At 74.4% G+C, this 12,591-nt stretch carries 11 protein-coding genes; 7 read left to right on the forward strand and 4 right to left on the reverse strand.

What is annotated here, in order from left to right; genetic code table 11:
• The first annotated feature begins 40 nt into the window (after window positions 1–40).
• The 4 genes from ACZ501_RS11200 to ACZ501_RS11215 are packed head-to-tail and all read left to right on the forward strand — an operon-like array spanning window position 41 to window position 5,765.
• Complete coding sequence (locus ACZ501_RS11200; RefSeq protein WP_468794252.1) at window positions 41–1,567, forward strand: GMC family oxidoreductase; 1,527 nt, start codon at window positions 41–43, stop codon at window positions 1,565–1,567.
• Complete coding sequence (locus ACZ501_RS11205; protein ID WP_468794255.1) at window positions 1,564–2,634, forward strand: quaternary amine ABC transporter ATP-binding protein; 1,071 nt, start codon at window positions 1,564–1,566, stop codon at window positions 2,632–2,634. The genes ACZ501_RS11200 and ACZ501_RS11205 overlap by 4 nt, the downstream gene beginning before the upstream one ends.
• A gap of 52 nt (window positions 2,635–2,686) precedes the next feature.
• Window positions 2,687–4,777, forward strand: a complete 2,091-nt coding sequence (locus ACZ501_RS11210; RefSeq protein ID WP_468794258.1) for an ABC transporter permease subunit — start codon at window positions 2,687–2,689, stop codon at window positions 4,775–4,777.
• A 1-nt stretch (window position 4,778) separates the two neighbouring features.
• Entirely contained in the window at window positions 4,779–5,765 is a 987-nt protein-coding gene (locus tag ACZ501_RS11215; protein ID WP_468794261.1) for an ABC transporter substrate-binding protein, read from the forward strand.
• An 87-nt stretch (window positions 5,766–5,852) separates the two neighbouring features.
• On the opposite strand, the gene ACZ501_RS11220 is transcribed toward ACZ501_RS11215, so the two are convergent.
• Together ACZ501_RS11220 and ACZ501_RS11225 are read right to left on the reverse strand one after the other, a co-directional pair.
• Window positions 5,853–6,323: a hypothetical protein gene (locus ACZ501_RS11220; RefSeq protein ID WP_468794264.1), complete on the reverse strand. Its 471-nt coding sequence runs from the start codon at window positions 6,321–6,323 to the stop codon at window positions 5,853–5,855.
• A gap of 11 nt (window positions 6,324–6,334) precedes the next feature.
• The gene (locus ACZ501_RS11225; protein ID WP_468794267.1) at window positions 6,335–7,654 is read right to left on the reverse strand and encodes an MFS transporter; all 1,320 of its coding nucleotides are present in this window, start codon (window positions 7,652–7,654) and stop codon (window positions 6,335–6,337) included.
• 100 nt (window positions 7,655–7,754) lie between these two features.
• Here ACZ501_RS11225 and ACZ501_RS11230 point away from each other — a divergent pair, with 100 nt between their 5' ends.
• Complete coding sequence (locus tag ACZ501_RS11230) at window positions 7,755–8,837, forward strand: DUF5937 family protein (protein ID WP_468794270.1); 1,083 nt, start codon at window positions 7,755–7,757, stop codon at window positions 8,835–8,837.
• Window positions 8,838–8,927: 90 nt separating this feature from the next.
• Here the strand turns inward: ACZ501_RS11230 and ACZ501_RS11235 are convergent, their stop codons facing one another.
• Entirely contained in the window at window positions 8,928–9,335 is a 408-nt protein-coding gene (locus tag ACZ501_RS11235) for an SsgA family sporulation/cell division regulator (protein ID WP_361609422.1), read from the reverse strand.
• A 291-nt stretch (window positions 9,336–9,626) separates the two neighbouring features.
• Between ACZ501_RS11235 and ACZ501_RS11240 the strand changes: the two genes are divergently transcribed.
• On the forward strand, window positions 9,627–10,817 hold the full coding sequence (locus tag ACZ501_RS11240; RefSeq protein ID WP_468794273.1) for a spore photoproduct lyase family protein: 1,191 nt from the start codon (window positions 9,627–9,629) through the stop codon (window positions 10,815–10,817).
• A gap of 36 nt (window positions 10,818–10,853) precedes the next feature.
• On the opposite strand, the gene ACZ501_RS11245 is transcribed toward ACZ501_RS11240, so the two are convergent.
• Window positions 10,854–11,798, reverse strand: coding sequence for a hypothetical protein (locus ACZ501_RS11245; RefSeq protein ID WP_468794276.1), 945 nt, complete (start codon window positions 11,796–11,798; stop codon window positions 10,854–10,856).
• A 339-nt stretch (window positions 11,799–12,137) separates the two neighbouring features.
• Here ACZ501_RS11245 and ACZ501_RS11250 point away from each other — a divergent pair, with 339 nt between their 5' ends.
• Window positions 12,138–12,542, forward strand: coding sequence for a hypothetical protein (locus tag ACZ501_RS11250; protein ID WP_468794279.1), 405 nt, complete (start codon window positions 12,138–12,140; stop codon window positions 12,540–12,542).
• Window positions 12,543–12,591 lie beyond the last annotated feature (49 nt).

Consider the following 12,591-nt stretch of genomic DNA (forward strand, 5'->3'; position numbering starts at 1 on the left):
GAGGAGAACCATCCATACGAACGCGAACGCGGACATCCCCGTGCACGAGTACGACTACGTCGTCGTCGGCGGCGGGACCGCCGGCTCCGTCATCGCCTCCCGTCTGACCGAGGACCCCGGCACCACCGTCGCCGTGATCGAGGGCGGCCCCAGCGACGTCGACCGGCCCGAGGTCCTCACCCTGCGCCGCTGGATGGGCCTGCTCGGCGGTGAACTGGACTACGACTACCCCACCACCGAGCAGCCGCGCGGCAACTCCCACATCCGGCACAGCCGCGCCCGCGTCCTCGGCGGCTGCTCCTCGCACAACACCCTCATCGCCTTCAAGCCCCTGCCGTCCGACTGGGACGAGTGGTCGCAGACAGGTGCCGAGGGCTGGCACTCCGCCGCCATGGAGCCGTACTTCGACAAGCTCCTCAACCACATCGTCCCGGTGGCGGAGAAGGACCGCAACGCCATCGCCCGCGACTTCGTCGACTCCGCGCGCGCGGCCCTCGGCGTCCCGCTCGTCGAGGGCTTCAACCGCAAGCCCTTCCACGAGGGAGCCGGCTTCTTCGACCTCGCCTACCACCCGGAGGACAACAAGCGCTCCTCCGCCTCGGTGGCCTATCTCCACCCCGTGATGGACGACCGGCCCAACCTCCGCCTCTTCCTGGAGACCTGGGCGTACCGCCTCGAACTCGACGGTGCCCGGGTGCGCGGGGTGCACGTGCGGTCGCAGGACGGCACCCGGTCGCTGATCACCGCACGCCGTGAGGTGGTGGTCTGCGCGGGCGCCGTCGACACCCCGCGCCTGCTGCTGCACTCCGGCATAGGCCCGCGCGCCGACCTGGAGGCCCTCGGCATCCCCGCGCTGCACGATCTGCCCGGGGTGGGCGAGAACCTGCTCGACCACCCGGAGTCGGTGATCGTCTGGGAGACCGACGGTCCGATCCCGGAGAACTCGGCGATGGACAGCGACGCCGGGCTCTTCGTCCGGCGCGACCCGCAGTCGCAGGGCCCCGACCTCATGTTCCACTTCTACCAGGTGCCCTTCACCGACAACCCGGAGCGCATCGGCTACGAACGCCCCGCGCACGGGGTGTCGATGACGCCCAACATCCCCAAGCCCCGCAGCCGCGGCCGCCTCTACCTGACCAGCGCGGACCCCGAGGTCAAACCCGCGCTGGACTTCCGCTACTTCACGGACGAAGAGGACTACGACGGACGTACCCTCGTGGACGGCATCAAGCTCGCCCGCGAGATCGCCGCGACCGAGCCGCTGTCCGGGTGGCTAAAGCGGGAGGTCTGTCCGGGGCCGGAGATCACGAGCGACGAGGAGCTGAGCGCGTACGCCCGCTCCGTCGCCCACACCGTCTACCATCCGGCGGGCACCTGCAAGATGGGCGCCGCCGAAGACCCCACCGCCGTCGTGGGGCCCGACCTCAGGGTGCGGGGACTCGACGGCATCCGGATCGCGGACGCCTCCGTCTTCCCGACGATGACCGCCGTGAACCCGATGATCGGGGTCCTCATGGTGGGCGAGAAGGCCGCCGAACTGCTGTCCCTGGACGGCGGTGCCCGATGAGCGCCGTCACCACCGAAGCCCCGGTCTTCTCCGTCGACGGCCTCTGGAAGGTCTTCGGTCCCAAGGGGGCGGCCGCGAAGGTCCCCGGTTCCGACCACGCCGGGCTGCCCGCGGCGGAGCTGCGCGAACGGACCGGCTGCACGGCGGCCGTCCGCGACGTCACCTTCGACGTCCGCAAGGGCGAGGTCTTCGTCGTGATGGGCCTGTCCGGCTCGGGCAAGTCCACCCTCGTACGGTGCCTCACCCGGCTGATCGAGCCCACGGCCGGAACCCTCGCCCTCGACGGCGAGGACGTCCTCGCGATGGACGCCGGCCGGCTGCGCGAACTGCGCCGCCACCGGGCCGCCATGGTCTTCCAGCACTTCGGCCTGCTCCCGCACCGCAGCGTCCTGGACAACGTCGCCTACGGCCTGGAGATCCAGGGCGTGGGCCGCGCCGAACGCCGTGGGAAGGCCGCCGAGGTGGTCGAGAAGGTCGGCCTCGCCGGCCTCGAGGAGCGCCGCCCCGGACAGCTCTCGGGCGGCCAGCAGCAGCGCGTCGGGCTCGCCCGGGCCCTCGCCGCCGACCCCGAAGTGCTCCTGTTCGACGAGCCGTTCAGCGCGCTCGATCCGCTCATCCGGCGCGAGATGCAGGAGGAGGTGGCCCGCCTGCACCACGAGGAGGGCCGCACCATGGTCTTCATCACCCACGACCTGGCCGAGGCCCTGCGCCTGGGCGACCGCATCGCGCTGATGCGGGACGGCCGCATCGTGCAGCTCGGCACGCCCGAGGAGATCGTCGGCTCGCCGGCCGACGACTACGTACGGGACTTCGTCCGCGACGTTCCGCGCGAGCAGGTCCTCACCGTACGCAGTGCGATGCGCCCCGCCTCCGGCGACGCGGCCGCGCAGGGCCCCGCGCTGACCCCCGCCACCACGGTGGCCGACGCCATCGAGGCCGTCGTCCGCAGCGGCGGTCCGGTCCGGGTCGTCGACCGCGGCCGCTGCCTGGGCGTGGTCGACGAGGCGGCACTCCTCGCGGTGGTGGCCGGACTCCCGGCCGCCACCGGGCGGGAGGCGGCGGCATGACCGGCACCCTCCGACCCGCTGTCCCCGCCCCCGTCACCGGGGGGTGGTGCGCATGACCGCGGCCACGGCCCCCGCCCGCGAACCCTCCAGACCGGGCGGCCCGCAGTCGTCCGGCCGCCCGGGCGGCGCGGAGCGCGCCACCGCCGGCCGCCCCGCGGCGGCGCGCACGGCGGCCGGGAAGGGAGCGCCGGTCCGCCCGCGCGGCGGCCCGTCCCTCCTCGGACGCCCCCTGGTCCGCGGACTGCTCCTGCCCCTCGCCGTCGCCGCCGCCGTGCTGGTGCCGCTCGCCGTCGCCTTCCCGGCGTCCGGCAGCTGGCCCGCCGCCCTGGCCGTGGACCTGTCGGGGCCGCTCGGCCGGGCCGGCGACTGGATCATCGATCACCGGGACAGCCACCCGCTGTTCCTGTACTTCTTCGGGCACGTCAGCAACGCCGTGGTGGTGTCCGTCCGGGCCGTCTACGTCGTCCTGCTCGCCGCGGGCTGGACCGGCGTCACCGCGCTGGCCGCCCTGGTGGCCTGGCGCCTGGCGGGCCTGCGGCTGGCCCTGACCTGTGCCGCCGCCCTCGCCGCGTGCGGGCTGCTCGGCATGTGGGTGCCGACCATGCAGACCCTTGCGCTGATGGTCGTGGCCGTCGCCGCCTCCGTCGCCGTCGGCGGGCTGCTCGGACTCGCCGCCGGGCTCTCGGCGCGCGCCGACCGCTTCCTGCGTCCCCTGCTCGACACCATGCAGATCCTCCCGGCGTTCGCGTACCTGCTGCCGATGGTGCTGGTCTTCGGCATCGGCGTACCGGCCGCCGTGCTGGCCACGGTGGTGTACGCCGCCCCGCCGATGGCGCGCCTCACCGCGCTCGGTCTGCGCGAGGCCGACGCGGGGGTGCTGGAGGCCGCCGCCTCGCTCGGCGCCACCGGGCGCCAGCGGCTGCTGACCGCCCGGCTTCCGCTCGCACGCCGGCAGCTCCTCCTGGGCGTCAACCAGGCCGTCATGACCGGCCTGTCGATGGCCGTGATCGCCTCCGTCATCGGCGCGGGCGGCCTCGGCGACCGCGTCTACCAGGCGCTCGCGTCCGTCGACGTCGGCGCCGCCCTGGCCGCCGGCATCCCGATCGTGCTGCTCGCCGTGATCCTCGACCGCACCGCCGAGGCGGCCGGCCACCGCATGGGCGCGGACGACACCCCCGCGCGCGGCGCGCGGCAGCTCCTGCTCAGGGTGTTCGACGGCTGGTACGGGTGGCTGCTCACCGTCCTGGCGGCGGTGGCCGTCGGCGTGGCCGGCCGGATCGCGGGCACGTCGCTGTGGCCGGCGTCCTGGACGGTGTCCATCGCCGAGCCCGTGAACCGGGCGGTCGCCTGGATGACCGCCCACCTCTACTCCGGCGTGCCCGTCGTCGGGGGCAGCGCCGACTGGGCCGCCCGGTTCACCGGGTGGGTCCTCGATCCCCTGCGCGGCGGACTCCAGGCCGCGCCGTGGTGGCTGCTCCTGCTGCTCGCCGCAGCGCTGGCCCTGCTCGTCGGCACCTGGCGCAGCGCCCTGACGGCCGTGCTCGCCCTCGCCGGCGTCGGCGTGCTCGGCGTGTGGGAAGCCTCCCTCGACACGCTGTCGCAGGTCCTCGCCGCCGTCGCCGTCACCCTGGTGACCGGTTTCGCGATCTCGGTGGGCGTCGCCGGCAGCGCCCGCGCGCAGCGCCTGCTGCGCCCCGTGCTCGACGTGTGCCAGACGCTGCCGCAGTTCGTCTACCTCATCCCCGTGGTCGCGCTGTTCGGGGTCGGGCGGGCACCGGCCGCGGCCGCCGCGGTCGTGTACGCGCTGCCGGCGGTCGTCCGGATCACCGTGCAGGGCCTGCGCGAGGTGGATCCGGCGGCGCTCGAATCCGCCCGCTCGCTGGGCGCGACCCGCCGGCAGCAACTGTGGCAGGTCCGGCTGCCGCTCGCCCGGCCGGCGTTGCTGCTCGCCGTCAACCAGGCCGTGGTCCTGGTCCTCGCCGTCGTCATCATCGGCGGCCTGGTCGGCGGAGGCGCGCTCGGCTACGACGTCGTCCTCGGCCTGGCGCAGGGCGACCTGGCCACCGGCCTCGTGGCCGGCGCCGCGATCGTGTGCCTCGGGCTGCTGCTCGACCGCGTCACCCAGCCCGCGAAGGAGGCCTGAGATGCACAACCACCCTTTCAACGGCAGACGCGGACGCCGCGGCGCGGCGGCCCTGCTCGCCGCGGCGACGGGACTCGCCGTGGTCACCGGCTGCGGAGCGGCCGACATGACCCGGCAGGCCTCTCCGTACGCCGCCGCGCAGGACTCGAAGACCGTCACCCTCTCCGTCCAGTCCTGGGTGGGCGCCCAGGCGAACACGGCCGTGGCCGCCTACCTCCTCGAACACGAGCTGGGCTACCGCGTGGACACCGTGCAGGTCGACGAGGTCCCCGCCTGGGACGCGCTCAGCCAGGGACGGGTGGACGCGATCCTGGAGGACTGGGGCCACCCCGAGCAGGAGAAGCGGTACGTCGAGGGCAAGAAGACGATCACCCGGGGCGGCGATCTGGGGGTGACCGGCCACATCGGCTGGTTCGTCCCCACCTACTTCGCCGAGGCCCACCCGGACGTCACCGACTGGAAGAACCTCGACAAGTACGCCGACCAGCTGCGCACCGCCGAGAGTCGCGGCAAGGGCCAGCTGATGGACGGCTCCCCGTCCTACGTCACGAACGACAAGGCGCTGGTGAAGAACCTGGGCCTCGACTTCGAGGTCGTCTTCGCCGGCTCCGAGGCGGCCCAGATCACCCAGATCAAGCAGTTCGCCAAGGAGGGCAAGCCCTTCCTGACGTACTGGTACAAGCCGCAGTGGCTCTTCGAGCGCGTCCCGATGACCGAGGTGAAGCTCCCCGAGTACCAGGAGGGCTGCGCGGACGTCCCGGAGAAGGTGGCCTGCGCCTACCCGCACACCCCGCTGCAGAAGTACCTGAACACGCGCTTCTCCGAGTCCGGCGGCAAGGCGGCGGCCTTCCTGAGGAAGTTCCGCTGGACCACGGCGGAGCAGAACGAAGTGGCCCTGATGATCGCCGAGGAGAAGCTCTCACCGCAGCAGGCGGCCAAGAGGTGGGTCGAGCGGAACGAGCCCGTCTGGCGGCCGTGGCTGGGCTGACCCGCCGGACCGCTCCGTACGGCCCCCGCCGGCCACGGCGGGGGCCGTACGGGCGCGTTGGCGCGCGCCGGACGTCCCGAGCCCCTGTCAGCCGTACGGGTTGAGGGCCCGGAAGCGGACGGTGTCACTGCGGCGGTCGAACCACAGGTGGGTGGAGTGGCCGCTGCCGACGCGGTCGAGCTCGTGCGACCGGACCCAGTCGGGGTCCTGCGGCCCTTCGCCCCGGAGCGCCTTCTCGAACCACGAGGAGAAGTCGTCGGCCGGCCCCTCGGCGACGAAGGCGTGGGCCGCCGTCAGTTCGGCGAGCTTCCCCGCCGCCAGCCGGGCGAAGCCCGAGATCACCAGCTCCGGTGACGGCAGGCCCCGGTCGTTGTCCCGGCTGCTCACCCACTTGGCGTCGGTGAGCGGGCCGAGCAGCGGGAACGCCTGCTCCAGCGGTGCGGTGTCGGTGTGCCAGTCTCCCCCGGCCTCCTGCGCCACCTCGCGCAGCGCCCACCAGGCGGGCAGGACCGCGAGCCCCGCCCCCAGCCCGATGCCGATGACCTTCCGCCGCTCCAACGCGATCCCCCTCATCCCTGTGTCCGGGGCACCTTATCCGGCGCGGGCACTGCGGGCACGGGGCCGTGTCCGGCGCGCGGCTCGGGGCGGGGCCGGCGGGATTCGGCTTCGGCGGCGACGGCCGAGGCGGACAGCAGGGTCGCCGCGGCCAGGGTGCCCCAGAGGGCGGCCGGGCCGTGGGGGGCGAGGGCGGTGATGGCGGCCGGGGAGACGGCGAGGCCGAAGCCGGTGGAGAGTTCGAAGCGGGCGAGGGTGCTGCCCAGGGCGCGGGCCGGAGCGAGGGCCGTCACGAGGGCGGTGGCGCTTCCGGCGTAGATGATCTCGCCGAGGGTGCAGACGACCGAGACGGCGGCGACCGCGGGGGCGGCCCATCCGCGCCCCTCCCCGGCTCCCAGGGACGTCACCGCCAGGAAGCCGGCGTACGACGCCGTGAGGACGACACCGGCGGTGGTCAGCGCGGTGCGCCGGGCGTAGCGGGACATCAGCAGGGTGAGGGGGACCTGGAGGGTGACCACCAGCACCGTGTTGGCCACGAAGATCGCCGCCGACCATGCCGGTGAGGCGTGCAGCTGGGTCAGCAGGACCAGCGGGAGCGCGATCTCGGGGACGTTGAGGCAGAAGACGTAGACCACGTTGGCGGCCAGCAGGACGCGCATCCGGGGTGAGGGCTCCTCCCGCCCCGCCGGTGTGGCGGGCAGGGTCGTCTCCCGCCCCGCGCGCACCCGGACCGACCACGCCAAGCCGGCGGCCGCCAGGTACGCCACTCCCGTGACACCCGCCAGCGCTTGGAGGGCCGAGGCCCCGCCCGCCAGGCAGGCCATGGCGACGAGCGCCCCCGCCCCCAGCCCGGCGTTGCGCAGGGCGCGTCCCGCCGCGAGGGCCGTGTCGCGCTCCCGCCCGTGGGCGAGGGTGGCGACGAGGGCCGCGTGGGCGGCCGGCCAGGCCTGGTTGCCGATGCCGAGGAGGAGGGCCGCGGCCGCGAACGGCCAGACGTGGCCCGCGGGGGTCGCCACCAGCACCGCCACGCCCAGCACGCGTATCAGCATCGACGCGGCGACGACGGTGCTGCGGGCGCCGCGGTCCAGCCACTTCCCGACGGCGGGCATGCACAGCAGGCCGATGACGATTCCGGCCGTCATGGCGAGGCCGGTGGCCGACGCGGACAGGTGCAGCACCGTCACCCCGTACAGGAGGAGGAAGGGCCTCAGCAGGCCGGTGCCGAGGGCGTCGACGGCCAGGGCGACGGCATAACGGGGGCCGCCGCAGGCGCGCAGGAGGGTGCGGGCCCGGGCCCCGACCCGGGGGGTGGGGGTGGTGCTCGTGACTGCCATGGCGTGAACGGTGGCTCCACCCGCCCGGTCCGGGCACGTCGTTTGACGGCGATCGTCAAGTGGTGTCGGGGCCGCCCGCCGGGGCGGTGATGATGTACGGATGACGCTGAGGATCGACATCCGCGGCATGCCGTCCGAGGGGCTGCGGTTCGCCGCCTCCCCGCTGGCCGAGCTGACCGCGATGCTGCACGTGCTGGCCGAGCCGGAGCACCATCCGCGGTTCGCCGCATGGGCCGCCGATGTGTGGGCCGGGCTGCGGCCGGGGCTGGCCGAGCGGTTGCGGGAGGCGGAGTTCCTCTGGCGTACGTCCCAGGCCGACTTCATGCTGCCGGCCCGGCCCCGGCCGACCCTCGGGGAGGAACTGGACGACGTGGACCGGATCGACGACGAGAGGTACGCGTCCGCCGCCCTGGTCACCACGTGCGGCAACCGGATCCACTTCGCCTCCCCGTCGCCCCTCACCGACACGGCCACGCGCGACCTGGCCCTGGACCTGGCGCAGGCCCGGGGTGCGCGCCAGGAAGCCTTCGCGGAGCGGCTGCTGGCGGACCCGAAGGCGGTACGGGCGCGCGTCCGAGACACCCTGGAGGCGTGCGCCGAAGCCTTCTTCGACGCGGCCTGGGCCGACGCCGCCGTCCAGCTGGCCACGGACCTGCGGCTGAAGAACGACCTGCTGCAACGCCAGGGCCTCGGGGCGGCCCTCGCCTCGGTGTCCGGCGCGGTCGCCCTGGCTCCGGACGGCGACGGCATCCTCGTGGACAAGCTGCTGGACAAGGCGACGACCGCCCGTGGCACCGGCGTCACCTTCATCCCGAGCGTCTTCGGCCGGCCGCACCTGGCGATGGTCCACGCGCCCGGGTGGCAGCCGGTGGTGCAGTACCCGGTGGCCGAGCCGGACCCGTCGGATCCGGTCCCGCTGGACACGGTCGCCCTGCGTCTGGAGGCCCTCGCCCACCCGGCGCGGCTGCGGCTGCTCCGGACCCTGGCCCGCGGCACGCACACCAACGGCGAACTGGCCCACGCCTGGGATCTGACGCCCCCGGAGGTGTCCCGGCACCTGGCCCTGCTGCGGCGCGCGGGGCTCCTCGTGGCCCGGCGGGAGGGACGGTACGTGCGGTACAGCCTCAACGTGCCGGACCTGACGGCGCTGGGCACCGATCTGCTGGCGGCGGTACTGCGGTAGGCGTGCGCGCCTCACGTCCGCGTGTACCCGGGGCCGGTACGAGCCCGCGTGCGCGCCCGGGGGTGGCGGGCGTGGCCGTCGTCGCGTCCCTCACCAGGCCAGCAGGTCCCGCAGGGACCCGTCGAGGTCCACGGCCTCGTACCCCGGCGGGGCCAGCGCGTACGTCCGGTCCAGGAAGTCGGCGAGGTCGGCCGCGTCCATGGTGATCACCACTGCGCGTCCGGGCGCCGAGTGGTCGCGCAGCTCCACGTGCACCTCGTGGCCGTCCGCCGTCCGCTGCGGCCGGAAGGCGACGTCCCCCTCCCCGACCCGGCGGTGCATGCCCTCGGCCAGCATCTGCCGGTCGAAGTACCAGCACGCCAGGGCGGTGCCCCGGTCGAGGAACTGCACCCGCACCGCGTAGGGATCGACGAGGTCGTAGAAGAGGTGCGCTTGGAGGGCCACGCGACCCCCGGCGTCCATCGCGTGGACGGCGGCATGGGCGGAGACGGCGGGCATGGTGGTCCTCCTGGTCGACACGGCGGCTGCCCGCGTATGCCCCGGCTCGGCGGCGCCATACTGCGCCATCCGGTGGGATCTCCCGGCCGCTGCCAGGAGCCGTCCCTTCGGCGGGCCGGACCATCCGAGCGGGTCCGGGGCTCGCTCCCGCACCCGGGACGGCGTGGCCCATCCGGCCGCGAGGGGGTGTCCTGCGGCTCGCCTAGAGTGGAAGGACCACCCGGAAGACCCGACCACCCCCGGGGCGGCGCCCCCGGCGAGGCGAGCCGCGAAGATCCGCAGGAGGCGCACATGGGAGCCCAGCCGCACCCTGGCCGGCCGGAGGACGACTCCGCGGACGCCCTGTTCGGCCTGGCGGACCTCGACACGGGCCGGGAGCGCCGTCCCGCCGGCGCCGGGCCGCTGTTCCGCGACTCCCCGGCCGCGCGCCGGCTGCTGTCCGTACGGGCGATCCACGCCGAGCCGGCGGCAGCGGCCTCCCCGCGCGGCCGGCAGATCATCGCCCGCTTCCCCGAGGCCGAAGTCGTCGCCGTGGACTCCCACTGGGGGATCCCGGCTCTCCACGGCAACGAGGGGAACATCGACCGCTGGGTCCGGATCAAGAGCGAGGTACTGGTCCTGGGCGAGAAGAAGACGCTCACCACCCGGCCCAACGGACGTTCCGCGGACTGGATCGCCCCGGGCCCCGCCAACGGCTGTGCCATGGCGTGTGCCTACTGCTACGTCCCGCGCCGCAAGGGCTACGCCAACCCGATCACCGTGTTCACCAACATCGAGCGCATCATCGCCCACCTCTCGCGGCACCTCGCCCGCCTCGGCCCCAAGACAGCGGCGAACCAGTGCGACCCGGCCGCATGGGTCTACGACATCGGGGAGAACAGCGACTGCTCCGTCGACGCCCTGGTCAGCGACAACGTCGCCGACCTGGTGCGCGCCTTCGCCCGCTGGCCCGCCGCCAAGGCCTCCTTCGCCACCAAGTTCGTCAACCCCGACCTCCTGCTGCTGGACCCGCGAGGACGCACCCGGGTGCGGTTCTCCGTCATGCCGCAGGAGGACTCCAAGCTGCTGGACATCCGTACCAGCCCGGTGGAGAGCCGCATCGCCGCCGCGGGGGACTTCCTGGAAGCGGGGTACGAGGTCCACTTCAACCTCTCGCCGGTCGTCGTGCGCCCCGGCTGGGAACGGGACTGGAGCCTCCTGCTGCGGCACATGGACGACGTCCTGCCCGACCGGGTGAAGGCCCAGGCGGCCGCCGAAGTGATCATGCTGACGCACAACCAGGCGCTCCACGACCTCAACCTCGGCTGGCACCCGCGCGCGGAGGACGTCCTGTGGAGGCCCGACCTCCAGCAGCCGAAGCGCTCCGAGAACGGCAGCTGGAACGTCCGCTACCGCAACGGCGTGAAGGCACAGGCCGTCGAAACGATGCGCGCCCTCGTGGCCGCGCACGCGCCGTGGCTCCGGATCCGGTACGCCTTCTGACCGCGGAGCCCGCGCCCCGCCCCGGCCGTGAGCGTCCTACCCTCCCCCGACCTGCCCGTCCCCGGCGCCCCGCTCGACACGGCCGCCCGCGACCGCGTGCAGGCTGCGCTCGGCCAGGATCAGGGACCGCTCGCGCACGCAGTCCGCGTGTACGACGACCTCGCCCGGGTCGAGGCCGTCGATCGCGCTCTGCACGGCCGCCAGGGCGGACTCGTACCGCTTGAGCCGTCTGAGCGCCCCGGCCTTGCGGAACAGCGCCTCCGGTCCCAGGGTCCCGCCCTCGAAGGCGGAGGCCCCCAGCAGGTCCAGCATCAGCGACGCCTGCCCGGGCAGGTTCTCCCCGAGCCACAGGCCGTGCAGCAGTGCGTGCACCACCTTGTCCTCGTCCCCCGCCCGGGCCAGGACCGCCTCCATCAGCTCCAGTCCTTCGGTCCGCGACCGTCCGAGCAGGGCGAAGGCGCGCAGGGCGTCGGTGTACGGGTCCACGGATCCGCGGCCGGCGGGGAGGGCGTCGAAGAACGCCTCCACGGCCACGCAGCGGAAGTCGTACCGCAGCGTGGTCAGGAAGGCGTGCCACAGGGCCCGGCCGAATTCCGTGTCGGGGTCCAGCGAGGTCACGTACGCCTGGTCCAGGAAGAGCAGGGCGCTCACTCCGTCGCCGCGCGCCCGCCAGGCGACGTCGCCCGTCACACGGGCCGACTCCCGCCAGGTCGCCCCTCCCCTGGCGAGCCACACGGCGATCTCGCGCGTCCAGTCCCGCCCCGAGCCGATCTCCTGCGCCCCCCGGGCGCGCACCATCACCCAGCCGCGCTCCCGCAGCTCCTCGCCGCCCTCGCGCAGCGCGTGCTCCACGGCGTCCGCCGCTCGCGGCAGCCGCCACAGGCCGCCCGCCGCCCGCTCCGACACCGCCGTCCACTCCCGGGGCAGCGCGGCGATCGCCGCCTTCGCCGCTTCGAGCCCCGGATGCCTGTCCGCTTCCATCGACTGCCTCCCACGTAGCGTCCGCGGTGCACCGGTCCGTGCCCGCGCCCGTGGTTCACGGTGATACCGGAGTCACGGCGGAGGCCGGGCGACGGCGCGCGCAGCGTCCCCGCGCCCGCGCCGGCGGATCCGAGGTGCCGGCTCCGGCGGCGGTCGGGTGGTCATTGAACCCCGGCGGGAGGATCCGTAGGCTCTGGTCGGCGGTTCGCATGCCGGGACGGGTGGTCAACGGGGCGGAAGGCGGGGGACGTTGGCAGCGCAGGGGCAACCGGGCAGGATCATCGGGCCGACTCGGTCGCCCTGCTCACGGCGCTCGACGCGGCCCACGCGGCGGGGATCGTGCACCGCGACCTCAAGCCCGCCAACGTGATGCCGCCCGCGCTCGGCTCCTGTGCGGCGAGCGGCCGGTACGCCCGGGTCGGGGCGACCGTCCTCTTCGTCGCCGACCTGGCGTGGGGCGCCGGGAGCCGCCTCGGACCAGCGGAGATCGCGGTGTCGCTGCCCCTCCCGGCGGCGGGCGTCGGCAGCGGTGACTGGGGCCGGCAGGGCACCGGGCGCTACCGCGACGGAACCCGGGGCACCTGGAAGGGGCTCACTCCGGTGATCAGGAGCGGCGGCAGCGTGGCGACGGTGTTCGCGAGCCGCCCGAAGGACGGCGGCTGGGTACCGCCCGGCAGGATCCCGTACGCGTGGGCGGCGGGCGCGCACATGCGCATCCAGGGCGAGTACGAGACGTCCCTGTGAGCGGTGCTCAGGGGCGCGGTGGCGCCGGGGCGGGACCCGCGCGGGGCGC

The sequence above is a fragment of the Streptomyces sp. NPDC034085 genome, assembly GCF_055575555.1.